Annotated in this window: 25 protein-coding genes and 1 pseudogene; 12 read left to right on the top strand and 14 right to left on the bottom strand. The window is 73.2% G+C overall.

Annotated elements, in window-relative coordinates:
- From ACWD4U_RS14375 to ACWD4U_RS14360, 4 genes are all read left to right on the top strand, one after another.
- On the top strand, positions 1-3,912 hold a 3,912-nt coding region (locus tag ACWD4U_RS14375; protein ID WP_363461473.1), incomplete at its 5' end, for a LamG-like jellyroll fold domain-containing protein.
- Positions 3,913-4,028: 116 nt separating this feature from the next.
- Positions 4,029-4,385 carry a hypothetical protein gene (locus ACWD4U_RS14370; RefSeq protein ID WP_363461475.1) on the top strand — a complete coding sequence of 119 codons (357 nt, stop codon included), beginning with the start codon at positions 4,029-4,031 and terminating at the stop codon, positions 4,383-4,385.
- A gap of 136 nt (positions 4,386-4,521) precedes the next feature.
- On the top strand, positions 4,522-5,043 hold the full coding sequence (locus ACWD4U_RS14365; RefSeq protein ID WP_363461477.1) for a hypothetical protein: 522 nt from the start codon (positions 4,522-4,524) through the stop codon (positions 5,041-5,043).
- 96 nt (positions 5,044-5,139) lie between these two features.
- On the top strand, positions 5,140-6,408 hold the full coding sequence (locus tag ACWD4U_RS14360) for a multidrug effflux MFS transporter (RefSeq protein WP_363461479.1): 1,269 nt from the start codon (positions 5,140-5,142) through the stop codon (positions 6,406-6,408).
- Positions 6,409-6,415: 7 nt separating this feature from the next.
- Here the strand turns inward: ACWD4U_RS14360 and ACWD4U_RS14355 are convergent, their stop codons facing one another.
- Positions 6,416-7,021: a TetR/AcrR family transcriptional regulator gene (locus tag ACWD4U_RS14355; RefSeq protein ID WP_363461481.1), complete on the bottom strand. Its 606-nt coding sequence runs from the start codon at positions 7,019-7,021 to the stop codon at positions 6,416-6,418.
- A gap of 124 nt (positions 7,022-7,145) precedes the next feature.
- On the opposite strand from ACWD4U_RS14355, the gene ACWD4U_RS14350 reads away from it, so the two are divergent.
- Positions 7,146-7,880 (top strand): SDR family oxidoreductase, encoded by a 735-nt coding sequence (locus ACWD4U_RS14350; RefSeq protein WP_363461483.1) that lies wholly within the window; start codon positions 7,146-7,148, stop codon positions 7,878-7,880.
- 87 nt (positions 7,881-7,967) lie between these two features.
- On the opposite strand, the gene ACWD4U_RS14345 is transcribed toward ACWD4U_RS14350, so the two are convergent.
- The 9 genes from ACWD4U_RS14345 to ACWD4U_RS14305 form a co-directional block, all read right to left on the bottom strand.
- On the bottom strand, positions 7,968-10,007 hold the full coding sequence (locus tag ACWD4U_RS14345; RefSeq protein ID WP_363461485.1) for a glycosyl hydrolase family 18 protein: 2,040 nt from the start codon (positions 10,005-10,007) through the stop codon (positions 7,968-7,970).
- Between the two features lie 350 nt (positions 10,008-10,357).
- Positions 10,358-11,272: an ABC transporter substrate-binding protein gene (locus tag ACWD4U_RS14340; protein ID WP_363461487.1), complete on the bottom strand. Its 915-nt coding sequence runs from the start codon at positions 11,270-11,272 to the stop codon at positions 10,358-10,360.
- Positions 11,269-11,982, bottom strand: a complete 714-nt coding sequence (locus ACWD4U_RS14335; RefSeq protein WP_363461488.1) for an ABC transporter permease — start codon at positions 11,980-11,982, stop codon at positions 11,269-11,271. The genes ACWD4U_RS14340 and ACWD4U_RS14335 overlap by 4 nt, the downstream gene beginning before the upstream one ends.
- Positions 11,979-12,641 carry an ABC transporter permease gene (locus ACWD4U_RS14330; RefSeq protein WP_363461490.1) on the bottom strand — a complete coding sequence of 221 codons (663 nt, stop codon included), beginning with the start codon at positions 12,639-12,641 and terminating at the stop codon, positions 11,979-11,981. The genes ACWD4U_RS14335 and ACWD4U_RS14330 overlap by 4 nt, the downstream gene beginning before the upstream one ends.
- The gene (locus tag ACWD4U_RS14325; protein WP_363461492.1) at positions 12,628-13,704 is read right to left on the bottom strand and encodes an ABC transporter ATP-binding protein; all 1,077 of its coding nucleotides are present in this window, start codon (positions 13,702-13,704) and stop codon (positions 12,628-12,630) included. Before ACWD4U_RS14325 ends, ACWD4U_RS14330 begins: the two co-directional genes overlap by 14 nt.
- 112 nt (positions 13,705-13,816) lie before the next feature.
- The gene (locus tag ACWD4U_RS14320) at positions 13,817-14,215 is read right to left on the bottom strand and encodes a rhodanese-like domain-containing protein (protein ID WP_363461494.1); all 399 of its coding nucleotides are present in this window, start codon (positions 14,213-14,215) and stop codon (positions 13,817-13,819) included.
- Positions 14,209-14,727: a cysteine dioxygenase gene (locus ACWD4U_RS14315; RefSeq protein ID WP_363461496.1), complete on the bottom strand. Its 519-nt coding sequence runs from the start codon at positions 14,725-14,727 to the stop codon at positions 14,209-14,211. The genes ACWD4U_RS14320 and ACWD4U_RS14315 overlap by 7 nt, the downstream gene beginning before the upstream one ends.
- 462 nt (positions 14,728-15,189) lie before the next feature.
- The gene (locus ACWD4U_RS14310; RefSeq protein WP_363461498.1) at positions 15,190-15,396 is read right to left on the bottom strand and encodes a hypothetical protein; all 207 of its coding nucleotides are present in this window, start codon (positions 15,394-15,396) and stop codon (positions 15,190-15,192) included.
- Complete coding sequence (locus ACWD4U_RS14305) at positions 15,393-15,773, bottom strand: hypothetical protein (RefSeq protein ID WP_363461500.1); 381 nt, start codon at positions 15,771-15,773, stop codon at positions 15,393-15,395. Before ACWD4U_RS14305 ends, ACWD4U_RS14310 begins: the two co-directional genes overlap by 4 nt.
- A gap of 294 nt (positions 15,774-16,067) precedes the next feature.
- Here ACWD4U_RS14305 and ACWD4U_RS14300 point away from each other — a divergent pair, with 294 nt between their 5' ends.
- Entirely contained in the window at positions 16,068-16,874 is an 807-nt protein-coding gene (locus ACWD4U_RS14300) for a hypothetical protein (RefSeq protein WP_363461502.1), read from the top strand.
- Positions 16,875-16,902: 28 nt separating this feature from the next.
- On the opposite strand, the gene ACWD4U_RS14295 is transcribed toward ACWD4U_RS14300, so the two are convergent.
- Complete coding sequence (locus ACWD4U_RS14295; RefSeq protein ID WP_363461504.1) at positions 16,903-17,988, bottom strand: YncE family protein; 1,086 nt, start codon at positions 17,986-17,988, stop codon at positions 16,903-16,905.
- Between the two features lie 142 nt (positions 17,989-18,130).
- Between ACWD4U_RS14295 and ACWD4U_RS14290 the strand changes: the two genes are divergently transcribed.
- Positions 18,131-19,027, top strand: coding sequence for a LysR family transcriptional regulator (locus ACWD4U_RS14290; RefSeq protein ID WP_363461506.1), 897 nt, complete (start codon positions 18,131-18,133; stop codon positions 19,025-19,027).
- A 98-nt stretch (positions 19,028-19,125) separates the two neighbouring features.
- Here ACWD4U_RS14290 and ACWD4U_RS14285 read toward each other — a convergent pair whose 3' ends face one another.
- The 3 genes from ACWD4U_RS14285 to ACWD4U_RS14275 form a co-directional block, all read right to left on the bottom strand.
- A complete protein-coding gene (locus ACWD4U_RS14285) occupies positions 19,126-20,586 on the bottom strand; it encodes a sensor histidine kinase (RefSeq protein ID WP_363461508.1) in 1,461 nt (486 codons plus the stop codon).
- Positions 20,583-21,284, bottom strand: coding sequence for a response regulator transcription factor (locus tag ACWD4U_RS14280; RefSeq protein ID WP_363461510.1), 702 nt, complete (start codon positions 21,282-21,284; stop codon positions 20,583-20,585). Before ACWD4U_RS14280 ends, ACWD4U_RS14285 begins: the two co-directional genes overlap by 4 nt.
- 100 nt (positions 21,285-21,384) lie before the next feature.
- Positions 21,385-21,813: an MDR/zinc-dependent alcohol dehydrogenase-like family protein gene (locus tag ACWD4U_RS14275; protein ID WP_363461511.1), complete on the bottom strand. Its 429-nt coding sequence runs from the start codon at positions 21,811-21,813 to the stop codon at positions 21,385-21,387.
- A 98-nt stretch (positions 21,814-21,911) separates the two neighbouring features.
- On the opposite strand from ACWD4U_RS14275, the gene ACWD4U_RS14270 reads away from it, so the two are divergent.
- From ACWD4U_RS14270 to ACWD4U_RS14250, 5 genes and pseudogenes are all read left to right on the top strand, one after another.
- Positions 21,912-22,283: a VOC family protein gene (locus ACWD4U_RS14270; RefSeq protein WP_363461513.1), complete on the top strand. Its 372-nt coding sequence runs from the start codon at positions 21,912-21,914 to the stop codon at positions 22,281-22,283.
- A 266-nt stretch (positions 22,284-22,549) separates the two neighbouring features.
- Positions 22,550-23,037, top strand: a pseudogene (locus ACWD4U_RS14265) (RNA polymerase sigma factor).
- On the top strand, positions 23,034-23,375 hold the full coding sequence (locus ACWD4U_RS14260; RefSeq protein WP_363458879.1) for a hypothetical protein: 342 nt from the start codon (positions 23,034-23,036) through the stop codon (positions 23,373-23,375). The pseudogene ACWD4U_RS14265 and the gene ACWD4U_RS14260 overlap by 4 nt, the downstream one beginning before the upstream one ends.
- Before the next feature lie 26 nt (positions 23,376-23,401).
- Positions 23,402-23,941 (top strand): hypothetical protein, encoded by a 540-nt coding sequence (locus ACWD4U_RS14255; protein ID WP_363458880.1) that lies wholly within the window; start codon positions 23,402-23,404, stop codon positions 23,939-23,941.
- Between the two features lie 442 nt (positions 23,942-24,383).
- Positions 24,384-25,031, top strand: a complete 648-nt coding sequence (locus tag ACWD4U_RS14250; RefSeq protein ID WP_363458882.1) for a TetR/AcrR family transcriptional regulator — start codon at positions 24,384-24,386, stop codon at positions 25,029-25,031.
- The last annotated feature ends 13 nt before the right edge of the window (positions 25,032-25,044 follow it).

The following is a 25,044-nucleotide window of genomic DNA, read 5'->3' as shown; positions in this document are numbered from 1 at the left end:
GACTTGCTCGCCGGCAAGGACACCGTCTGGCCGCTGTACATCGACCCGTCGTACTCGGCGGGTGGCTGGGGCCAGAACTGGACCTACGTCAGCTCCGCGTTCCCCACCACCAGCTACTGGCGCACCAGCGACGCCACCGGCCTGCGGGTCGGCTACAACGGCTGGCAGTCCCCGTACTACGTCGGCCGCGCGTTCGCCCAGATGAACGTCGCGCCGCAGCTCGCGGGCGCCCAGATCAGCTCCTCCACCTTCTACGCCACCGAGACCTGGTCCCCCTCCTGCTCCGGACGCAACGTCGAGCTGTGGGCGACCGGCGGGATCGGCTCCGGCACCACCTGGAACAACCAGCCCGGCTGGAGCTCCTGGCAGGACACCAAGTACGAGGCGCACGGCTACAGCAGTAGCTGCCCGACCCAGTCCGTCGGCTTCAACATGACCGGCGCGATGCAGAGCGCCGTCAACAACGGCCAGTCCGACCTCACCCTCGGCCTGAAGGCCTCCGACGAGGGCGACTCCTACGGCTGGAAGAAGTTCCAGCCGTCGACCATGACCATCTCCACCACCTACAACCACGCCCCGACCGCGCCGGGTTCGCTGAGCACCTCGCCGACCACGGCCTGCGGCGCCAACCCGCCCACCGTGCTCGGCAACGGCGACGTGACGCTGTACGCGGCCGTCGGGGACCCGGACGGCGGCAGCCTCGCGGTCGGCTTCACGCTCAAGAAGAGCGACGGCACTGTCGTTGCCACCAGCGTGGGCAGCAGCCTCGCCGCCACCTCCGGCACCACCACGGCCTTCGTCATCCCCCGCAAGACGCTGAGCGACGCGGCGGCCGGGAACCTGACCACGTTCTCCTGGAACGTGTACGCCAGTGATGGCAGCGCCGACAGCCCGGTCAGCGCCACCTGCCAGTTCGTCTTCGACTCGACCGTCCCGGGTGCACCCACCGTCACCCCGCAGACCAGCAGCTACAAGGTCGGCACGGCCGCCTCCTTCGCCATCGCGGCGAACGCGACGGGCAGCGCTCCGGCGAGCTTCCTGTACCAGCTCAACGGGGGCACGCCCCGCACGGCGGCGGCCAGCTCCGGTGGCGCGACCATCTCGCTGGAGCCGACCCGCCGGGTCAACACCCTGACCGTGACGGCGGTTTCGCCGGGCGGCAACATCGGTGACACCGCCAACCTGGTGTTCAACGCGGCCGCTCCGGCCACCGCGCTCGACGGCGACCTCACCGGCCAGGGCCGTGCCGACCTCGCCGTGGTCGGCAACCAGGCCGCCCTGCCGTCCGGCCTGTGGCTGGCGTCCGGCATCACCACCAACACGCTCAGCTCGGCCGCGGACAACATCGGTGCCAAGGGCACCGGCGTCAACGCGCCCGGCGCGGCCACCGACTGGAACGGCACCCAGGTGATCACCGGTCACTTCGCCACCGGTGACGGCTTCAACGACTACCTCGCCTACAACCCGGCCACCGGCGCCGCCAGCATCGTCTACGGCAACGGCGACGGCTCCGCCCTGAGCCCGGTCTCCGGCTCCCAGGTCAACGTCAACGCAACCGCATTCACCGGCCAGGGCAGCACCAAGGCCACCCAGGTCGCCAACGCCGGCGCCCTCTACGAGTCCGCCAGCGGCGACCCGCTCGGGATTCCCGGCCTGCTGATGGTCTTTCAGAACCACCTCGTCCTGACCGGCGGCACCGGTACCCCCGGCGCGTACGCGGCTGCCGACGCGAGCGTCACGCTGTCCGCCACCAACCCGGCCGGCGGTGCCGACTGGACCGGCTGGACCATCACCACCGCCCTGGTGAACAACCTGCCGGCGCTGTACGCCCGCAACACCACCACCGGTGAGCTCTGGTACTACAGCCCGACCGTCCTCACCAACCTGGCCGCCACCCAGATCCTGGGCACCAACCCGACGCCCACCGCGCCGGTCCGGGTCGCCGCCAGCGGTTGGACCTCCGCCGCCAAGCCGGTCCTGCAGGCCGCCGACATCAACCGCGACGGCACCGCCGACCTCTGGTCGGTCGACAGCACCGGCAACGTCACCGCCCGGTTGTTCGACGGCAGCACCCTCTCGCCCCAGCCGCTGGCCTCGCCCGTGCACAGCTGGCCGCTCAACGACCAGTCGTCCGGCGCGGTCGGCAACGGCGCCGCGCGTGACCAGGTCGGCGCCCTGCCGCTGTCCGGCTCCGCGGCTGCGACCTGGCGGACCGGCGACCTGTTCACCCCCGACGTGCGCCTGGACGGCGCCGCGGGCGCCCTGACGGCCACCGGACCCGCCGTGAACGTCAGCGGCGACTTCAGCCTCTCGGTCTGGACCCAGCCCACCAGCGGCGGTGGCGTCATCCTCTCCCAGGACGGCACGCACTCCTCCGGTCTGCTGCTGTACCCGGACCTGAACACCCGTCAGTGGTTCTTCTGCCTCGGAACCGCCGACGCGACCGGCTGGCCCTACGACTGCGCGCACGGCGGGACGATGGCCCTCGGCGTGTGGAGCCACCTCACCGCCACCTACAACGCGGCCACCGGTCAGATGGTCCTGTACGTCAACGGCGTGGAAGCCGCCACAGCGGGCCACACCCGGGTCGCCGGCACCCTGTTCCGCGGTGCGTTCACGGTCGGCGACTACCTGTACAACGACACCCGTACTGCCTACTACAGCGGCCGGATCGCCCAGATCCAGACCTGGAACCAGGCACTCACCCCCGGCCAGGTCGGCGCGGCCGCGGGCAGCGGCAGTGCCGTCACCCTGCCGTCCGACGGCACCCTCTACCCCAGCGGCAGCACCTGGCAGCTCGGCGCCAACACGGCGGCGTTCACCAAGGGCCAGCTGACCGTCACGATCGCGGGCACCCAGCGTTTCGCCCTCGGCTCGGCCGCCAGCCCGAACGCCGTCATGACCCTCCAGGCGGACGGCAACCTCGTCGGCTACCCCACGGCCGCTGACGCGGTCAGCCGGACCAACGCGCTGTGGGCCACCTCCACCAGCGGACACGCCAACGACAGCCTGGTCTTCCAGCCCGACGGCAACCTCGTCCTGTACGCCGCGGACGGCCCCTCGCTGTGGTCCTCCCAGACCAACACCGCAAGCTCCGACCGCGTCCTCGAAGCCGTCGAGAACGGCGCGCTGCACGAGGTGTACACCGACGGGACGGGCTGGCACGACAACGCCGTCGCCGGGGTCGGCGGCAACATCAACGCGCTCGCCTTCAGCTACGGCCCCGTCGGCCAGCGGGTCATCGAGGCCTCCGAAGGCGGCGTGCTGCACGAGATCTACAGCGACAGCACCGGCGGCTGGCACGACAACGCCGTGGCCGGCGCCGGCAGCAACATCGTGGCGCTCGGCTTCGCGTACGGGCCGATGGGCCAGCGGGTGATCGAGGCTTCGGAGGGCGGGGTGCTGCACGAGATCTACAGCGACAGCGCCGGCTACTGGCACGACAACGTCGTCGCCGGGGTCGGCGGCAACATCACCGCACTGGGCTTCTCCTACAACGCCTCCGGGCAGCGCGTGGTCGAGGCCGTCGAGGGCGGGGTGCTGCACGAGATCTACAGCGACAGCGCCGGTTACTGGCACGACAACGCGGTCGGCGGCGTCGGCGGCAACATCAGCGCGATCGCCTTCACCTACAACGCCTCCGGGCAGCGGGTGATCGAGGCCGTCGAGAGCGGCGTGCTGCACGAGATCTACACCGACGCCGCGGGTTGGCACGACAACCCCGTCGTCGGCGTGGGCGGCGGCATCACGGCCCTGTCGGTCCGGACCACCGCCACCGGCGTCCGGGTGGTCGAGGCCGTCGAGGGCGGCGTGCTGCACGAGATCTACACCGACAGTGCGGGCTACTGGTACGACGGCGCCATCGCCGGCACGGCGGGCAACGCCACGGCGGTGTCGTTCAACCTCCACTGACCCGACCGACTGCCGAACGGCGGCCCGCCCCGTGGTAGTTCGCGGGGCGGGCCGCCGTCGTTCCGGTGCGGATATTCGCTGGTGGGGGCCGGTGGGCCGTCCCTAGGGTGGGGTGCATGAGCCCGCAGCAGAAGCAGACCACCACCCTCTGGCGACCGACCGGGCCGCAGGAACTGGCGCTGGTGGCGGAGTCCGGGTGGCGGGCGTGGCCGCCGCGCCTGCCCGAGCAGCCGATCTTCTACCCGGTGCTGAACGAGGACTACGCGATCCGGATCGCCCGGGACTGGAACGTGCCGGCGTCCGGGGTCGGGTACGTGACGCGGTTCGAGGTGGAGAGCGCCTTCCTGGAGCGCTACCCGGTGCAGCGGGCCGGCGGCGAGACGATCCTCGAACTGTGGGTTCCCGCCGAGGAGTTGGCGGAGTTCAACCGGCACATCGTGGGGGCGATCGAGGTGGTGCGCGAGTTCCGCTGAGTCCGCCCCCGGGTGGCCCGCGCCCTCCGTCGTAAGGCGGGGGCGCGGGGCGGCTCCTCCACCTGCGGGACGATGCCGTTCGGTACCACATGCGCATGGTTCGCGCCCCCGCCCGCACCCACCATGGAAGGGACGGGTGACCAGGTGTTCGAGCGGGACGGGGCGGATCGCGATGGGGTACGGACGGACGGCGGTGACGGTGGTGCTCGGCGGGGCGGCCGCCGCCGTGCTGCTGGCGATACTGGTGCCGACCGCGGTCGACCGGGCGCGGGACCGCCTGGAGCACACCGAGCACTTCGCGAACGGCGCCGCCGCCAAGGCCGGCCGCCCCGAGGTGCCGCGCTGGCTGCCCGACAAGGCCACCGGCGTCGCCTTCCTGATGTCGGGTCACAGCAGTGACCGGCTGATCCGCGCCACCCTCCCCGACGGTTCGCTGCCGTCCGGCTGCACCAGCGGCCGGACGCAGGGCAGCGTCCACCTCAGCGCGCACTGGTTCCCCGCGGACACCCCCCGGAAGGCCACCGCGCACTGCGGCCTCTACGACGTCGCGCTGATCGGCGACCAGCTGTACGGATGGCAGGACGACGCCACTGTGGTGGCCGCCCAGAGCCCGCAGAGTGCCACGCCGGTGCAGAGCGGTCCGGCGAGGGCGCACTGAGCAGCGGCGGAACGGACCGGGGCGAGGGGGCCGCCGTTTCGCGCGGGCGGGCGATGCGATAGGACGGGGCGCATACCCACCACCCCGAGGAGTCCCATGCCAGGCCCGACCGTCGACGCCGACGGCGACCAGACCGCCCCGCCCGCCGACCAGCCGACCGGCGCCGCCGACCAGGGCGGGCGCAGCGCGCCGTTCGCGACCACCACCGTGGTGCTGCTCGGCGGCCTCGCCGCGCTCGGACCGCTCACCACCGACCTGTACCTGCCCGCGGTGCCCGCGCTCACCGCCGACCTGCACTCCACCGCGCCCGTCGCGCAGCTGACGCTGACCGGCTCGCTGCTCGGCATGGCCCTCGGCCAGCTGCTGTTCGGCCCGCTCAGCGACCGCCTCGGCCGCCGCCGTCCGCTGCTGGTCGGCCTCGCGGTGTACACCCTGGCCACCGTGGTCTGCGCGCTCGCCGACTCGATGCCGCTGCTGGTCGCCGGACGCGCCCTGCAGGGCGTGGCGGGCTCCGCGGGGCTGGTGATCGCCCGGGCGATCGTCCGCGACCGGCTCGAAGGGGTGGCGATGATACGTTTCCTCGCCACCATGGGGCTGATCTCCGGGCTCGCCCCGATCCTCGCGCCGGTCGTCGGCGCGCAGCTGCTCCACCTCACCGACTGGCGCGGCACCTTCCTCACGCTCGCCGTCCTCGGTGCCGTGCTCACCGCCGGCGCGGTGCTGCGGATGGACGAGACCCTGCCGCCCGAGCGACGGCACGGCGACGGCCTCGGCACCACGCTGCGGGCGATCGGCGGACTGCTGCGTGACCGCCCGTTCTTCGGCTACCTGCTCACCAGCACCTTCGCCTTCGGCGCGCTGTTCGCGTACGTCGGCGGTTCCTCGGTGGTGCTGCAGGACGTGTACCGGATCTCCCCGCAGACCTACAGCCTGGTCTTCGCGGTCAACTCGGTCTCGCTGCTCGCCTTCACCCAGCTGAACGGCCGGGTGCTGGTGCAGCGCTTCCCGTCCCGGACGCTGACCGTCTCCGCGCTCGCCGTCGCGGTGCTGGCCGGCGCCGCGGTGGTGCTGTGCACCACCGTCTGGGACACCGGGCTGGCCGGGGTCTGGCCCGCGCTCGCCGTGCTGATGGGCGCGATGGGCGTCATCCTTCCGAACGCCAACGGCCAGGCCCTCACGATGGCCCCGCACGCCGCCGGCTCCGCGTCCGCGCTGCTCGGCACCGGCACCTTCCTGTGCGGCTCGGTGGTCGCCCCGCTCAGCAGCCTCGGCGGCCACCCGTCCGCGACCGTCCTCGGCGTGGTCGTGCTGGCCTGCTCGGTGCTGGCCCTGGCGTCGTTCGTGCCGCTCTGCCGCAAGCCCTGACGGGGCGTCAGGCGGTGGCCACGCCGTGCAGGAGGTTGCGGACCAGGGTGGTGGCGAAGGCCTCGGTGACGGGGAGGTCGGGCAGCAGGAGGCGGTGGTAGCAGGCGCCCCAGAGCTGGTCGACCAGGGATTCCGGGTCGAGGTCGGGGCGTAGCTGGCCGCGGTCCTGGGCGCGTCGGACGGCTTCCACGGCCAGGCGGCGGCGCGGGCCGGTGTAGCGCTCGCGGAGGGCGGCGGCCAGGTCGGGGTCGGTCTGCGCCTGGCCGATCAGGCCGGCCATCGTGGGGCCCGCCGGGGTGGTGGTCAACAGGCGGGCGAACGAGCGGAGTTGGGTGGTCAGGTCGGCCTCGATGTCGCCGGTGTCGGGGAACGCGAGCGGGGTGGCGACGGCCTGGAAGTAGCCGTCCAGGGCGAGCGCGCCCTTGGAGGGCCACCACTTGTGGAGGGTGGTCTTGCTGACCCCGGCCCGCTCGGCGACCGCCTCGAAGGTGAATCCGCCCATGCCCTGTTCGAGCAGCAGCGCCCCGGCGGCGGCGAGCGCGTCGGCGCGGACCTCGTCGGCCGGGCGGCGGCCGCGGCCGCGGCGGACGCGGGGTTCGAGCTGTTCGGTCATCTGCTGCTCGACGCCTCTCGGCTGCGGGATTCCGGGGCTCCAGGCTGTCATATGGACGCGGCGTTCACAAGGTGGTTATATGGACTGTGCGTCCATTAGGGATTCGACCGGCAGGAGCGGACTGATGACGGAGAACACGCGGGTGGCCCTGGTCACCGGGGCCTCGGGCGGCATCGGCCGGGCGGTCGCCGAGCGGCTGGCCGCCGACGGGATGGCCGTCGCGGTGCACTACGCGGGCAACAAGGCGGCGGCCGACGGCGCGGTCGCGGCGATCACCGGGGCCGGCGGCCGGGCGGTGGCGGTCGGGGGCGACGTCGCCGACGAGCGGGCGATGGCGGAGGCCTTCGACGCGGTGGAGCGGGAGTTCGGCGGGATCGACGTGGTGGTCCACACGGCGGGCGTGATGCGGCTCGCCCCGATCGCCGAGCTGGACCTGGACGAGTTCGACCGGGTGCACCGGACCAACGTCCGCGGCAGCTTCGTGGTCGCGCAGCAGGCCGTGCGACGGGTGCGCGCGGGCGGCGCGATCGTGCTGTTCTCCACCTCGGTCACCAAACTGGCGTTCCCCGGCTACGGCGCGTACGTCGCCAGCAAGGGCGCGGTGGACGCGCTGACGCCGGTGCTCGCCCGCGAGCTGCGCGGCCGGGACGTCACCGCCAACGCGGTCGCCCCCGGCCCGACCGCGACGCCGCTGTTCCTGGACGGCAAGGACGAGGCGACGGTGGAGCGCCTCGCCAAGCAGCCGCCGCTGGAGCGGCTCGGCACGCCGGACGACATCGCGGAGGCGGTGTCCTTCCTGGCCGGTCCCGGGCGCTGGGTGAACGGGCAGACGGTGTACGTGAACGGCGGCATCGCCTAGCGCAGGACGGCGCCCCGGGTCCCACGCGGGGATCCGGGGCGCCGTTGACGCCGGGTCAGGAGGGCGTCAGGTCAGGCGAACGGACGGTCAGGCGATGGAGAAGTCGTCGCCGTAGACGCTGCCCTGGCCGTACCAGCCGTGCAGGTACACGGTCACGGTGCCGTTGGCGCCGGTGGTGAAGGGGACGGTGAGCTTGGTCCACGCGGTGCTGTTGGCCCAGGTGGAGGCGGTGGCGCCGCCGGAGACCCCGACGTAGGCGTACGGGCCCTGGACCCAGGCGGTCAGGGTGTAGGCGTGGTTCGGGGCGAGGGTCACGGTCTGCTGGCACTGGCCGGTCTGGCCCGCCGTCGGCGCGGCGAGCAGGCCGTGGGCGCCGGCGTGGGCGGTGGCGGACAGGCCGCCGCCGCTCTGGCAGGTCCACGGGGCCAGGCTGCCGGACTCCAGGTCGCCGTTGGCCAGGCCGGTGGCGGTGCCGCCGGTGACGGTCAGCGCGTAGCCGGCGGTGTGGCTGCCGGACGCGCCGGTGCCGGTGACGGTCAGGGTGTAGCTGCCCGGGGTGGCGGCGGCGGTGGTGGAGACGTTGAGCGTGGCCGAGCCGCCGGCGGTGACGCTGGCCGGGCTGAGCGTGGCGGTGACGCCGGCCGGGGCGCCGGAGACCGAGAGGTTGACGGTCTGGGCGGAGCCGGAGGTGACCGCGGTGGTGACGGTCGAGGTGGTCGCGGAGCCGGCCTGGACCGAGCCGGACGCCGGGCTCAGTGACACCGAGAAGTCGTTGGCGGTGCTGCCGCCGGTGACCGTCAGGGTGTAGGTGGCGGTGTGGCTGCCGGAGGCGCCGGTGCCGGTGACGGTCAGCGGGTAGCTGCCGTTGGCGACCGCAGCGGTGGTGGAGACGTTCAGGGTCGCCGAGCCGCCGGCGGTGACGCTGGCCGGGCTGAGCGTGGCGGTGACGCCGGCCGGGGCGCCGGAGACCGAGAGGTTGACGGTCTGGGCGGAGCCGGAGGTGACCGCGGTGGTGACGGTCGCGGAGGTGGCGGAGCCGGCCTGGACCGAGCCGGACGCCGGGCTCAGCGACACCGAGAAGTCGTTGGCCGGGACTGTGGAGCTGGTGAACGGCGCGAAGATGTGGCTGAAGTCCCACTTGTTCTGCGCGATGCCCGAGCAGCTGTCGGAGCCGGCGGTGCCGACGCAGCCGCCGTTGTCGCGCTGCAGGGCCCAGAACGACAGGGTGTTGATGCCCTTGGAGACTGCCCAGTTGTAGACCGTGGTGGCGTTGGCCACGGTGAAGGTCTCGGCCGCACCGAAGTCGTCGATGCCCAGCATCTCGGTGATCCCGATCGAACCCCACAGCTGCGCCGCGGTCTTGGTCGGGTAGAGCTTGGCCAGCTGGTTGTACAGGCCCTGCGCGGAGGTCTGGGTGTCGGCGGCCATGTCGTGGCTGGCGTTGTCGTAGTAGTCGAACGTCATCATGTTGACGACGTCGATGCGGGCGTTGTTGGTGATCGCGTTCTTGATCACGTTCAGCCCGCTGGCGGCCAGTCCGCTGGTGGTCGTCGGCAGGGTGTAACTGAACTGGATGGTGCGGCCGTTGGCGGCGGCCCAGTCCTCCACCAGCTTGATCGCCTTGTTGCGGCGGTCGATGCCGGCGGTGTTGGTGAGCGAGTTGTCCTCGATGTCGAGGTCGATCCGGCTGACGTCGTAGGTGGTGATCACCTGCTCGAAGGCGGCGGCGATCTGGTTGACGTCGGTGCAGGAGTCGGCGAGCTCGGTCCCGGTGTTGTCGGCGGTGTAGCCGCCGAAGGACGGGATGACGTTGCCGCCGTTGGCCCGGATGGTGGTGATGTCGGCGCCGAAGACGGAGCTGGACACCGGCATCGCGGTGTCGCCGTTCCACAGCGGGGTGCAGCTGCCCTTGGTGGCGGTCTGCAGGAAGGCCATGGTGAGGTTCTTGGCGCCGGACTGGGCGGCCAGGGCGGCGGGGCTGTCGCCGGTCCAGGCCTCGAAGTACGGGGCGAAGACGTGCTGCGGCAGCGGGGTGGCGGCCTGGGCGGGGGCGGAGATCAGCCCCAGCGAGGCGGCGGCCATCGCGCCGACGGTGAGCAGCGCGTGGAGTGGTCGGTGAAGGCGCATCGGGTCTCCAACAGGCATGGGAGGGCAGCCTGCTGCCGGTCTTGGGGCGGCGGCAGGCCGGTTGGCCTGGAACAGGGAGTGCCGGGCTGGAACGGGGCAGGGCAGACGCCCCGGCCGGTGGTCACACCCCCACGATGCGTCCCGGTCGGGAAGGAACAGCGATGGAACAAGGCCTAATAGTTGGTCTGGACCACTTGATCTGTCAAGACTCCTAACAGTTCGCCCGGGCGACCTCGGGAACCGTGCGCGCAGCCGTCGGGAACCGCGCCGGAAGCCGTGCCGGAAAGGCGTTCTGACATGCCGTCGGCCCCGCACCCCCCGTCCTCGGGTGCGGGGCCGACGGTGCTTCGTCAGCTCAGGCCGGAGCTCTTCAGCCAGTCCTTGGCGACCGCCGCCGGGTCCTCCTTGTCGATGGCGACGCGCTTCATCAGCGCGGTCAGCCCGGCGGTGTCGAGCTTGGCGGAGACGGCGTTCAGGGCGGCCGTCCCGGTGGCGTCCAGACCGGCCTGGTTCACCAGCGGGGTGACGTTCTGCACGCTGAACACGTTCTTCGGGTCGGCCAGCGAGACCAGCTTCAGCTGGACGATCTTCGGGTCGGTGGTGAACACGTTGCCGAGCTGGACGGTGTTGTCCTTCAGCGCGTTGGCGGTGGTGTCGCCGGTCGGCTTCCACTCCTTGAAGGTCAGCCCGTAGGCGTCCTTGAACTGCTGCTCGCGGCGGGACTTGAACTCCGGCGGGCCGCCGACCGCCAGGTCCTGGGCCTTGCCCGCCAGGTCGGCGATCGACTTCAGGCCGAGCTTGTCGGCGGTCTCCTGGGTGACCGTCAGGGAGTCCTTGTCCTCGGCGGCCGAGGAGTCCAGGATGGCCAGGCCGGCGGGCAGCTTGGCCTTCAGCTCGGCGTTGACCGCCGTGGTGCCGGCGGCGGTGGACTTGGCGTCCAGGTAGCCGAGCAGGGCGCCGTTGTACTCGGGCAGCACGGTCAGCGCGCCGCTCTGCAGCTGGCCGTAGAGCACCTCGCGGCTGCCGATGTTGAACTTCTCCTCGACCTTGACGCCCTTGGCCTTCAGGGCCTGCGAGTAGATCGAGGCGAGCAGTACGTTCTCCGGGAAGTTCGCCGAGCCGACCACCACGGTCTTGCCGCTCGCGGCGGAGGCGGGGGCGGAGGAGCCGGCGGCCAGCGGGTCGCCGCCACCGGAGGAGGAGCAGGCCGCCGCGCCGAGCAGCAGCACGGCGGCGGTGGCGGTTCGCAGCAGACGGGTCGTCATATCGATTCCTTCTGGAGTGCGGGAGTCCCCGCGTGATCGTCAACACGGACGGTGCGCGTGCCGGGCGGCGAGGCGAACCGGATGAGCAGGGCGAACAGCAGCTGGACCAGCACGGCCAGCAGCACCACCAGGACGGCGCCGCCGACGGTGGTCGGGAAGTTCCGGGTGGCCAGCCCGTCGATCACGTACCGGCCCAGGCCCCCGAGCCCGACGTACGCGGCGACCGTGGCGGTGGCGATCACCTGCACGGCGGCGGTGCGGGCGCCGGCCAGCATGGTCGGCAGCGCGGCGGGCACGCAGACCTGGAACAGGGTCTGCGGGTGGGTCAGGCCGATGCCGCGGGCGGCGTCCCGGACGTCCGGGTCGGTGCCGCGCACCCCCTCGGCGGCGGCCACCAGCAGCGGCGGCGCGGCCAGCGCGGTCAGCGGCACCAGCACCGCGACGTCGCCGACCCCGGCCAGCAGCACCGTCAGGGTGACCAGGCCGAGGGTGGGCAGTGCCCGCGCGACCCCGGCGAAGGCGGTGGTCAGGAACAGCCCGCGGCCGGTGTAGCCGATCAGCAGGCCGAGCGGCACCGCGACCAGCGCGGCCAGGGCGAGCGCCTCGGCGGAGAACGCCAGGTGCTCCAGCACCCGGTTGGCGATCGAGTCGGGTCCGGAGCGGTGCGCCGGGTCGGAGAGGAAGGAGTTCAGCCAGTCGAACCAGTTCACCGGGCCGTCCTCCCCGCCCAGGGCGCCAGCACCCGCCGCGCCAGCACCAGCACCAGGTCGACGGCCAGCGCCAGCAGCGCGACCAGCAGGATCCCGGCGAAGATCGGGGTCGGGAAGGTGCGCTGGAAGCCGTCCACGAACAGGTAGCCCAGCCCGCCGCGGCCGACCAGCGCGCCGACCGCCGCCAGCGAGATCGAGGAGACCGCGGCCACCCGCAGACCCGCGATCAGGTACGGCACCGCGACCGGCAGTTCCACCGCGGCCAGCCGCCGCCACGGGCCGTAGCCCATCGCGGTGGCGGCCTGCCGCACCGACACCGGCACCGCGCGCAGCCCGTCCACCGTGGTCGGCAGCAGCACCGCCAGCGCGTAGAACGTCAGCGGCAGCATCACGGTCGCCTGGGTGGCCAGCCCCGTCCACGGGATCAGCACCACGAAGACCGCGAGCGAGGGCAGTGCGTACACCACGTTGAACACCGCCGCGAGCGGCTGGTACAGCCGCGGGAAGCGGGTGCAGGCCAGCCCCAGCGGGAGCGCCAGCAGCAGCCCGAGCAGCACCGGGACCAGCGCGATCACCGCGTGATCGGCCGTCAGGCCGCCCAGGTAGCCCAGGTGGTCGCCGAGCCAGTGCCAGCGGATCAGCGGCTCACCGTCCAGCATGCGGCACCTGCTCGGGGTCGCTGGACGCCTCGAGGACGGGGTCGGCGGCCCGCTCGCCCAGCGCGGCGACCACCGCGGCCCGGTCGGCCGCGCCGACCGCGCGGCCGTCGGCGTCCACCGCCACGGCCAGGCCGGACGGGGCGAGCACCGCCGCGTCCAGTGCGGAGCGCAGGGTGTCCCGGGCCGGGTCGAAGACCGGGACCGGGTGGCGCTCGGCGCCGCGCACCCAGGACTGCGGGCGGCCGTCCTGGTCGAGCGCCAACTCCCAGTCCTGGTAGCGCTGCTGGATCGGATCGAGCCGGACGCCGACGGCCGGGCGCAGGCCCAGGCCGCGCAGGCCGCGGTCGCGGCCCAGGAAGGCGGCCACCCCGGCGTCCGCCGGCGCGGTCAACAGGGTGTGCGGGTCGGCGAGTTGGGCGATCTCTCCGTGGTTGCGGAGCACCACCACCTGGTCGCCGAGCCGCACCGCCTCCTCGATGTCGTGCGTCACGAACAGCACCGTCTTGCCCAACTCCGCCTGGATCCGCAGCAGTTCCTCCTGCAGACCGGACCGTACCAACGGGTCGACCGCGCTGAACGGCTCGTCCATCAGCAGCACCGGCGGGTCGGCGGCCAGCGCCCGGGCCACGCCCACACGCTGCTGCTGGCCGCCGGAGAGCTGCGCCGGGTAGCGGCGGGCGGTCTCCGGCGGCAGGCCGACCAGCTCCAGCAGTTCGGCGGCCCGGGCCCGGGCCCGCTTGCGGTCCCAGCCGAGCAGCCGCGGCACGGTGGCCACGTTGTCGATCACCCGGCGGTGCGGGAACAGCCCGGCCTGCTGGATCACGTAGCCGATGCCGCGCCGCAGCTCGGCGGCGGGCAGCGCGGCGACGTCGGTGCCGTCCAGCAGGACCCGTCCGGCGGTCGGCACCACCATCCGGTTGACCATGCGCAGGATGGTGGTCTTGCCGCAGCCGGACGGGCCGACCAGCACGGTGGTCCGGCCTGCCGGTACGTCAAGGTCCAGGCCACCGACGGCGACCGTGCCGTCGGGGTGGCGCTTGGCGGCGCCCTCGAATCTGATCACGGGTGGTTCCTAGCAGTGGCCGGCAAAGGTTTATCGAACAATGATCTGATTATGTCTGCTGTCCGGCCTCGCGTCCGGGCGTTATCGCAAGAGTGGATCGACGAACGGACCGTCAGGCGGCCGGTCGGCCCCCGCCCGTGGTGGGCAGTCCCGCGGCCGCCCAGGCGACGAACCCGCCGTCCAGGTCGGTCGCCCGGTGCAGGCCCAGCTCGCGCAGCGAGGCCGCCGCGAGGGACGAGGCGTAGCCCTCCGAGCAGACCACGATCCACTCCACGTCGAAGCCCGACGCCTCCGGGATCCGGTGACTGCCCGTCGGATCGAGGCGCCACTCCAGCACGTTCCGTTCGATGATCAGCGCATCCGGGATCTCACCCTCCCGGGCCCGCTGCGCCGCCGGCCGGATGTCCACCAGCAGCGCCCCGCCGTCGACCGCCGCCCGCGCCTGCTCCGGCCCCGGCCGGTGCACGCCCTCGCGCGACCTCTCCACCAGCTGATCCACCGTCATCACCATTGTTCCGCTCCCTCCGTCGCGGTGCGGACCAGACCCTGGGCCCGCAGTTCGTACCTGGACATCTCACTCAACGGCGGCGAGTACGCGTGGATGGTCACCGCCGGTCCCTGCGTGGTGTTGCGCACATCGTGCAGGTACTCGGGTCCGAACGCCCGCTCGCTGCCCGCCGCCAGCCGGCGCACCGTCAGCCCGTGCTCGGGGCCCGCCAGCGCCAGCTCCTCCAGTTCGCCGAGCGCCACGGTGAACGCCCCGCGCGAGCCGCCGTGGTCGTGGAAACCGGTGGACTGCCCCGGCAGCCAGCTGATCAGCCACACCTCGTAGGACTCCGCCAGCTCCAGCCGTTCGTACCAGCGCTCCTCACCCGAGAGCCGTACCCGGTGCAGCCACAGCTCCGGATGCTCCGCCAGATCGCTGACGATCCGGCGCAGGGCGGCGGGGGAGAGCGGCTTGCGACGGTCGTCGGTGTCGACGGCCGGAGCGGTGGCGGTGGCGGTCGCCAGGTCGGCGGGCATGGGTTCCTCCGGGATGTGCCGAGGCGCCGTCCGGCGGGCCGGAGGCGGCGGAGCTGCGGGGAAGTGCGCCGGTCGTCGCACGGACGGACGGCGGGGACCGGCGCACGGGCCGGCTCGGCGGGGTACGGCGGGACCGCACACGGCGGTGCGGGTAGCCCTGGCTCAACTCACAGGGCGCGGGAGGAAAACGTCAGCAGGCACACATGTCGCTCGCCTGGCGTCGCAGATCGACGTGCAGGCGGCAGACCAGAACCGTGCCGGAATCCATGCCGCTGATCGTTCACGACGGGGCGGCGGCGCGTCAAGTTCCGCCACGCGAACGGCCGCATCGCGGACACGCTCGTCTCGAAGGGCGGACGGGTGGGTACCGGCAACCGGGGGCGGGACGGCCGACGCGCAGGGGGAACGGCCGACGGCCCGCGCTCCGGGGTGGGCGCGGGCCGTCGGGGTCGGCGGGTGGGGTCAGTTGTCCTGGCCGGCGTTCTCGTCGGCCTGGGCGGCGGCGCTGTCGGCCGCGTCCACCTTCTGCTGCATCTGCTGGACCTGCGAGTTGTCGGCGCTGCCGCCGTCCTGCTGGCCCGACGGGCCGCAGGCGGTCAGCAGGGCCGAGGCGGCCAGGGCCAGCACCGCCATCGCGGCGGCCGGGCGGCCGATCCGGCGGCGGGTCACTTGCCGGCCGCCGGGGCGTTCTTGGCGCACCAGTCGGCCACCGCCTTGAGGTCCGCCTGGCGGGTCTCCAGGGTCGGCACCAGGCTCTTGCGGAAGGTCAGCCGGTCGTTCAGGTACTTCTCGATCTCGGCGTGGCCCTCCTTGTGGGCGTTGTCCACCCGCTGCTGCAGCCGGGTCACCGAGCCGGCCACCGTGGCGTCGCCGTGCAGGCGCTCCAGCGCCTTGTCCACCCGTTCCTGGGTCTTCGGCAGCCGCTTGCAGACCGCCTTCGCCCCGTCGCCCTTCGGCGCGCTCGCCGCCTGCGCGGGCACCGCCGACACCAGCAGCCCCGCCAGGGCAACCACCCCGGCCACGCCAGCCATCCGGTTGATGCGCATGGGTATCCCCTCCGTTCCGTCCCTCAGCTCCCGACCGGCCGCGGTCGCCCGGTCGAGAAGGACGGTAGGGACCCTTCTTGTGGAATCCCTGTGGAACCGGGAGCGCCGGACGAAAAAGAAAGATGGCCGACCATGAAATGATCGGCCACCAAAACCGCGGGCACGGACAACTGGCGGACGAGCTCGGCTCGTTCCACCACCGTGGGCACCTCGCCGCTCCCATGAGTGGAAGCCCCCGGAGTTGCACTTTCATGCTGCTACGGCCGCTGAGTCGGTGTCAAACAGGGAGGAAGCATGACGAGCCTGTCCGTGTGGACCGGCGTCGACCAGCGGGGACCCGCCTCGCTGTACATCGCCACCGACAGCCGGATCAGCTGGCCCGACGGGCGGAAGCCCTGGGACCACGGGCGGAAGACGTTCCACTCGCACACCACGCCGGACATCTTCGGCTACGTCGGAGACGTGCTCTTCCCCGCCATGACGCTGCCCCTCGTCGTGGACCTCTTCGATCACCAGGGTCTGACGGGCGCCGACATGGCTGCACGGCAGGCCCGTTTCGAGAGTCTGGTGAGGGCGGCCGCCGCCCAGCTGCCCGGCCATGTGCGGGCCGACGTGGTGTTCGTGCACTGCTCGCGCGACGGGTCCGGCGTGGGCTGCGAGTTCGGGCTCCAGCTCCTCCGGTACCGGAAGGCGACGGACGACTGGAGCGTCGAGAAGCCGCCCATGGCCGCCACGAGCTCCGAGCTGGAGCTGCTGGGCAGCGGGAGGAACGCGCTCGAGGACGCGCTCGCGGAGTGGCGGCAGTCCGACGCCTCCGGTACCAGCCGTGCCGCCTTCAGCGCCTTCTGTGAGGCGCTGGAACGGGGCGCGGACCGGGCGACCGGGGGCCCACCACAGCTCGTGGGCCTCTACCGGCAGGGCCCAGGGCGACCCTTCGGCGTGTCGTGGCAGGACGAGCTCTTCCTCCACGGCACCCCGATCAGATCCGATACCTCGATGCCGGGCATCGAGTGGCGGGACCGGTTGTTCCAGCGCGTCGACGCGAGCCGCAGGCTGGTCGACGGGGCGCAGGTGCATGCGGATCGGAAGGCCGGAGCCTGACCCGGCGACGGCCCGGCCGGCGAAGCCGTCAGGCCGGGCGGGGGAGGTAGGCGAGGCCGTGGGCGCCGGGGGCGCCGGGCTTGGGGATGTCGAGGCGGGCGAGTAGTTCGAAGGTCTCCAGGTCGACGACGTCCACCGTGGAGGACTCGACGGCGGCGACGTAGCCGAGGCGGCCGTCGGGGGAGGAGGTGAGGGTGAGGGGGAAGCGGCCGGTCTCCAGGGTGGCCAGGCGGGTGGCGGTGGCGGGGTCGAAGACCGAGAGGCGGCCCGGGAGTTGACGGCCGAGGCCGGTGCCGAGGACGGTCTCGGTGCGGACCTCGCCGACCAGCAGGAGGCCCTTGGCGGTCAGGTGGACGGCGAACGCCGGGGCCTCGGTGGGGATCAGGCCGACGACGGCGCCGGCCGCCGGGTCGATGATCCGGACGCCGTTGGCGGGACGCGGTTCGGGCCCGGTCGCGAAGCCGAGGTAGGGGCCGCCCGCGTAGACCCGGGAGCCGTCCGCGGAGACCGCCAGGCCCTCGCTGCCGGGGACCTCGACCTTCGCCACCAGCTCGCCGCCGGCCAGGTCGACCACCGAGACGAACGGTGCCTCCTTGTTGGTGGCGTAACCGGTCCGCCCGGCCGGGTCGATGGCGAACCAGTGCGGACCGGGAGCGCCGGTGTCGATCCGGCCGACCGCCTTCCGGGTCGCGGTGTCGACCACCACCACACCGCCCGGACGGTCCGGCCCGCCCTCCACGCTGACGTACAGCAGACCGCGTGCGGCGTCCAACGCCAGCCCGTGCGGCGCGTGTTCGGGTGCCAGGTCGATCACCGCCACCACCCGGCGGGTGTCCGGGTCGATCGCGGTCAGCTCGGACGCCCGGCCGCTGTTGGCGTGGTAGTAGCCGGAGCGGTAGGCGGTGCTGCACCACAGCAGCCGCTGTCCCGGGTCGAAGCACAACTCGTGCGGCTCGGCCGGGACTTCGACCGCGCCGAGCAGCCGGTCGGAGGCGGCGTCGAAGAACGAGACGGTCGCACCGCTCTGGCTGATCACCGCCAGCACGTCACCGGCCCGGTCGGCGCGGTCGGACCGGTCTGCCTGGTCGGACCGGGCGGCACGCATGGACTGCATCACGGAAAGCTCCTCGAAGAGTGGACGAAGCGTCCGGCGGGCACCCGCCCGCCGTCGCACCTCCACTCTCCGGGCCAGGCGGATTACGCGACAATGCAAGAATCCGCAGCAGATCATTGCGCCAGGCGTAACATCCCAGCTCGTGGACCTCAACCTGCTGCCCGTCCTGGACGCGCTGCTCCAGGAGCACAGCGTCACCCGCGCCGCCGAGCGCCTCGGAACCTCCCCGGCCGCGGTCAGCCGGAGCCTCGCCCGGCTGCGCCGCGCGGTCGGCGACCCGCTGCTGGTCCGGGCCGGGCAGGGGCTGGTGCCCACGCCGCGAGCGGTCGAACTCCGCGACGAGGTCACCGCGTTGCTGCGCGGCTGCGCCCAAGTGCTGCGCCCCGGCGCCGGGTTCGAGGCGGTCCACCTGCACCGCACCTTCACCGTGCAGGCCACCGACCTGCTGCTGGCCGGCCTGGCCGGGGCGTTGACCGAGCGGCTCGGCCGGGAGGCGCCAGGCGTGGACACCGTCTTCCTGCCGGAGTCGGTCGAGGGCGGACCGGCCCTGCGGCAGGGCCTGGTCGACGTCGAACTCGGCGTGCTCGGCCACCTCGACCCCGAGATCCGCACCCGCCCGCTGGCCGACCTGCCGCTGGTCGCCGTCGCCCGCCGCGAGCACCCGATCTTCACCGGCCCGATCGACGCCGAACGGTTCGCCGCGGCCGACCACATCGGCATCTCCCGCCTCGGCAGACGGCACGGCCCGATCGACCGCGCGCTCGCCGAGCTCGGCCTGCGCCGCCGCACCGCCGTGGTGGTGCCCAGCCACACCAGCGCCATGCTGGTGGCCCGCGACAGCGACCTGATCGCCCTGGCCGTCGCCGACTGGCTCCCCGACCCGGTCCACGACCTCGGGCTGCGCACCTTCCCGATCCCGCTGCGACTGCCGCCCCTGGAACTGGGCATGGCCTGGCACCCCCGCAACTCCGACGACCCCGCCCACCGCTGGTTCCGCGACCACCTCGCCACGGCGGTACGGGAACGCATCGCCGGATAGCGGGTGGGTCGGTCGGACCAAGCCGGTACGGGAAACGCATCGCCGGACAGGGGCGTGTCTGTCGGACCATGCCGGGCGGCCGCCGCCAGGGCGGGCGGTCAGGAGGGAGTGGGTTCCGCGTCGGTGGTCAGCCAGTCGCGGGGCGGCGGGAGTTGGAGGGTGGGGCGGTCCGGGCGGAGCAGGGGGAGGCGGATCTCCAGTCGGCAGCCGGGGCCGTCGGGGCGGTCGGTGACCTGGGCCGCGCCGCGGTGCAGGGCCGCCTGCTGGGCGACCAGGGTGAGGCCGAGGCCGGAGCCGGGACTGCCGGGGCGGCGGTGGAAGCGGTGGAAGACGGCGGCGCGTTCGGCCGGCGGGACGCCCGGGCCGCGGTCGTCCACGGTGAGGACCGCGGTGCCGCCCTCGGTCCGCAGCCGGACGGTGACCTCGGCGCCCCGCTCGGCGGTACGGCCGTGCACGGCGGCGTTGCCGAGCAGGTTGGCCAGCATGATCCGCAGCCCGGAGTCCCAGCCGAACACCCGTGCCTCGTAGGGGAGTTCGGCGGTGTACTCGGCCTCCGGGCGGCGCCGTGAGGCCTCCGCGACGGCGGTGTCCACCAGGTCGGCCAGGTCGACCGGGCCGAACGCGGAGACCTCCACCAGATCGCCGCGGGCCAGCGTGGAGAGCGCGTCCAGCAGGTCCCGCAGCCGCGCGTGGTCCTGCTGCAACTCGTCGAGGATCTCGGCCCGTTCGGTCGCCGGCAGGGAGGGGTGGGCGGCCAGCACGTCCAGGTTGGTGCGCAGGCTCATCAGCGGGGTGCGCAACTCGTGCGAGGCGGCCGAGGAGAACGAGCGGGCGGTGTCCAGGGCCTGCGCGGTGCGGGCCGCCTGCTCGTCGTAGCGTGAGAGCAACAGGGCGATGGCGCCGGAGAGTTCGTCCACCTCGGTGGTGCCGGTGCGGGTGTGGGCGAAGGCCGCGTGCCCGGCCCGCGGGTCGAGCGCGGCGGCCCGGCGACCGAGCCGGCGCAGCGGCAGGGTGGCCCGTTCGGCCAGGCCGAAGGCGATCAGGCCGGAGATCGGGGCCGCGACCAGCGCCACCAGCAGCACCCGGCGGCGAACCGCCTGCAGTTCGTCGGCGGGCTGGGCGGCGGGGGAGAGCACCCAGAGCGTCCCGGTGGCCGTGCCGCTGCCCGCGCGCACCGTCAAAACCCGCCAGGAGTCGCCATTCTGACTGACCGTCACCACCTTGCCGGGGTCGGCGGGCAGCAGCTTCGGGTCGTCGGGCTGCGGGCCGACCTCCAGCAGCACCGTGCCGTCCGCCGCGGCCACCCGGACGCCCGCGTCCAGTGCCGAGTCCACCACCTTGTGCTGCTGGTTCTGCTCGGCCTTCGCCCGGCCCCGGTTGTCCGCCGAGAGCAGGGCCCGGACGTTCGGCAGCACCGCGGCGGCGCGGTCGTTCAGCGCGGCGTCCTGGCGGCGGTGCAGGTCGGATCCGACCAGCGGCAGCAGCAGCAGACCGGCGGCGACCACCAGCAGCGGCACCAGGACCGCCGCCCACAACGCGATCCGGGTCGACAGCTTCACCGGCGCTCACCCTCTCCGTTCGGCAGCCGCAGGACGAAACCCACCCCGCGCACCGTGTGGATCAGCCGGGGCCGCCCGCCCGCCTCCAACTTCCGCCGCAGGTAGGAGATGAAGGTGTCCACCGCGTCGCTGCGCACCTCGAAGTCGTAGCCCCAGACCCGGTCCAGCAGCAGCTCCCGGGAGAGGACGATCCCGACGTTCCGGGCGAGTTGCGTGAGCAGCTCGAACTCCCGCCGGGTGAGCCGTAGTTCGGTGTCCTCCCAGAACGCCTCGCGGGTCTGCGGGCGGAGGGTGAGCGGACCGACCCGGAGCTGGTCGTCCGGCTGCGGCGGGCGGCGGCGCAGCAGGGCGTGCAGCCGCAGCACCAGTTCCTCGAGCGCGAAGGGCTTCACCAGGTAGTCGTCGGCGCCGGCCTGCAGTCCGGCCACCCGGTCGGCCAGCTCGTCCAGTGCGGAGAGCATCAGCACCGGGGTGTCGTCGCCGCGGCCGCGCAGGGAGCGGCAGACCTCCGTCCCGGGGAGCCCCGGCAGGTTGACGTCCAGCACCAGGACGTCCGGCGGGGCGGCGGCGATCCGCTCCAGCGCGGCCGGGCCGTCCTCGGCCACCGCCACCGTGAAGCCGCTCAGCCGCAGCCCGCGCTCCAGCGTGCGCCGGATCGCCGCGTCGTCGTCCACCACCAGCACCCGTCCTGCTGACACCGGCCGCACCTCCGTCTCCGCCGTGGCCGCCTTCGGAAGGCCACGACTCTCTCACGGGAGGATGAATCCGGGCCGTGCGGGGTTCCCGGCGGGTCGGCTGCTACGGCGCGTCGTACCAGGAGAAGGCGGCGATCCGCCAGCCGTCCGGGGTCCGGACGAACTGGAAGGTCTTGCTGCCGCCGCCCTCGTACACCTCGCCGTTCAGCAGCCCGGCCTTCCGATACTCGCCGATCCGGCAGGCCACCAGCCCGGCGATCTCGGTGTGCTCGGCGGTCTCCCACTCGCTGAACTCGGTGAGCCGGCCGTCCGAGAGCAGCAGTTCACGCGGCGCGATGAACTCCTCCACCGAGTACGCGGTGTACGACGGCCCGGTCACCACGATCACCCCGTTCGGCACCATCAGCCGGCGCAGCCGGGCCAGGTCGGCGGGCTTGCCGCCGCGGTTGTCGAAGGCGCCGAAGAACTCGGCGGTGAGGCGGTCGAGCTCCGCCTTGGCTTCGGCGTCGGTGCCGACGTGGGGTGCAGACATGGCCGGAACGGTAACATTGCACTGGCCGGTAGGGGGAGGGGTGTGTCAGTGGAGAACTTGCTTGCGGCCCCTTACTTCTGCAGGTGAGAATCCGTCATATGACTTCTGTGATCCGCCACGTCACCATCGACAGCCTCGACCCGTTCAGGCTCGCCTCGTTCTGGTCGGAGGTGCTCGGTCAGCCGTTGCACGACGACGACCACCCCGGGGACCCGGAGGCGTTGATCGAGGCTGCGGGGCTGCTCTTCGTCACCGTGCCGGAGGGTAAGTCGATCAAGAACCGGATCCACTTCGACGTCCAGCCCGAGGACCTCACCCGGGACGAGGAGGTCGAGCGACTGCTCGCCCTCGGCGCCACACTGGTCGACGACCGCCGGCGGGCGGACGGGACCGGGTGGGTCGTGCTGGCGGACGTCGAGGGCAACGAGTTCTGCGTCGAGCGCAGCAAGGGTGAGCGCGTCGAGAAGTAGTCCGGGAGTTCGGCGAGGTCCGGGGCGGGTGCGGGTGAATCCTTTTCGCCGGCCCGCCCCTTTCATGTCCGTCACCGGCGAACGGCGCCGGGACGGAACCCGGAGGTAGGACATGATCCTCGCGATCGGACTCGGCGTCGGCGCGGTGCTGCTGTGCACCTGCGTGCTGGTCGTGAAGCGGCGGCGAGGCGCACGTGGCTGAGACCGCCCGGGCGTGGCCCGGCGAACAGGTGATCGCCGCCGCGCAGGACGGCGACGCGGAGGCGATCGCGGCGCTGGTCACCGACTCGCACCCCAACGTCCGCCGCTTCGCCCACTCGCTGTGCGCCACCCCCGAGGACGCCGAGGACGCGGCGCAGGAGGCGCTGATCATCCTCTACCGGAAGATCGGCATGCTGCGGGCGTCCGGCGCGCTGGCCTCCTGGATGTTCCGGATCGTCCGCAACGAGTGCCTGCGGCGCGCCAAGGCCGTGCTCCACCCCGGGCCGGCGCGGCAGCAGGACACGCCCGTCGACTCCGCGGAGACCGAGGCGCCGCGACGGCGGCGGCCACCTGGGCGGCCGCCGCCGTCGCGGCGCTGCCGCCCGACCAGCGGCGCGTGCTGGTCCTGCGCGACCTGCGGGGCTGGAGCGGCCGCGAGGTCGCGACCGCCCTCGGGCTCAGCACGGCCGCGATGAAGTCCCGCCTGCACCGCGCCAGACTCGCCGTCCAGCACACCCTCACCGTCGAGCCGGCCGCAGGTGACCGCCGATGACCACCTCGCGCGGCTTCGCCGGCTCCACCCTGCCCCGCCACCTGCTGCGCGGCGCCGTCGGCTTCGGCTCGCTCGCCGCCGCCGTCCTCCTGCTCCCCGCGGTCGGCCCGCTCAGCCTGCTCCTGCTGCCCCTCGGACTGTTCGCCCTGCGCGGCTGCCCGATGTGCTGGACGCTCGGCCTGATCGAGACCCTCTCCCGGGGCCGCCTCGACCGGACCTGCACGGACGGCAGTTGCCGCCTGGTGGGGAAGGAGGGCCGCCGTGGCCGGGTACTGTCCGGCTGGTTGATCAGATTGATCGGACCGCGTGCCGTGGCCCGTGGTCCGGCGCGAGAGTGAGGCACCTGCAGGTGTTTGCGGTACGGATGCGCGGCGCCGAGGCGGCATGCGACGACGACCGACCGGAGTTCGGCATCCCGGGCGAGCGCCGGGTCGGCGGGCTGGTCCCCGCCCGGCCGGTCAGCACGGGGGTCAAGGCCCGCGCGGTCCTGGAGCTGCACCGCAACCACGGCGGTCAGCGGGCCGTCGCCCTGCTGGGCGGCGAGTTCGTGCCGGGGGAGGGCGACCGGCTGGCCTGGCAGGTCGGGCTCGGGGAACCGGAGCGGTTCGCGCCGCTGCCGGGGCTGTTGCCCGGTGCGCTGCAGCCGGGCCTGCCCGACTGGCTGGGCGAAACGCCGGTGACCGGCCTGCGACCCCACCTCGACGGCGGGGCGCTCCCGGCGGGCCGGCTGGTGATCGACCGGGCGGGCTACGACCGGGAGTCCTCCCCGCTGCTGTTCGTCACGGCCGCCCGGCTCCTGCTGCACGTACTGCTGGCGCGCGCCTGCGGAGCGCCCGCCGGGCCGATCATCGCGACCTGGGCCGAGAGCGGCCGAACTCCCTTGGAGCTGCCGGGCGTTGGCTGACCGCGTCAGCTGCGGGAGACGCCCGGGCGGGCGCCGCTGTGCGGGAGGTCGTCGTCGAGCCAGCACGCCGAGTGGGAGGTGACGGTGAGGAGTTCGGCGAAGGCGGCGGTGGTGTCGCGGAAGGCGAGGTACGGGTCAGCGCCCAGAGGCCGGGCGGAAGAGGGGAGTTGGGGCTGGGCGGGGTCGGGTGGCGGGGAGCGACCGGCGTCAGCAGGGCGGGTGCGGCGAGCGTGTAGCCGTCGAGGTCGGCCCGGGCGGTGAGGGCGGCCCGGGCGGTGAGGGCGGCCCGGGCGGTGAGGGCGGCGGCGAGGCTCGCGGGAGACGCGCCCTCGCGGAGCCGGTGCAGCAGCAGCTCGCTGTGGCGGGGGAGGTCGGCGGCGAGGCGCTCGGCGGTAGTACTCAAAAGTAGCGAGGCGTCCGGGGAAGTCAATACGATGCGCGGATGGCCCCCTCCCAGGTTCCGGCGCGGCGGCTCTCCGCGGACCAGCGCCGGCAGCAGATCCTCGGCACCGCCCGGGAGTTGATGCGCGTCCGGGGACTCGACGAGGTCTCCGTGGAGACCGCAGCCCAGCAGGCCGGCGTCTCGCCCGGACTGCTGTTCCACTATTTCGGCTCGCAGCGCGGCTTCCGCGACGCGGTGGTCGAGCTCGTCGCGCAGGAGCTGCTGGAGCAGATCGCGCCCGACCCGGCGCTCAGCGCGGCCGGCCAACTCCGGTCCGGGATCGAGCGGTTCATCGACTTCGTGGCGCGCCATCCGACGCTCTACCAGGCCGTGGTCCGGCACGGCGCCCGCGGCGGCGCGGGCCGGATGGCCACCCTGCACCGCGCCGCCCGCACCACTCTCGCGCAGTGGATCACCGACGCGGTCACCGGTGCCGGCGCCCAGGCCTCGCCCCGGATCGCCCTCGCGGTGGCGGGCTGGCTCGCCTTCATGGAGGAGGCCGTGCTCGGCTGGCTGGCCGGCGCCGACCTCACCCGCGACGGGCTCGTCGAGCTCTGCGAACGGACCGCCTACCAGGTGCTGGAGACCGCCGTCGGCGACCCGCAGCGCTGGCCCGCGATCCGCGCCGCGTTCGATCTCTCGCCGTGATCGGACCCTTGAC

The organism is Kitasatospora sp. NPDC002522, assembly GCF_053595195.1.
This window is presented reverse-complemented; position numbering and strand designations above follow the sequence as displayed.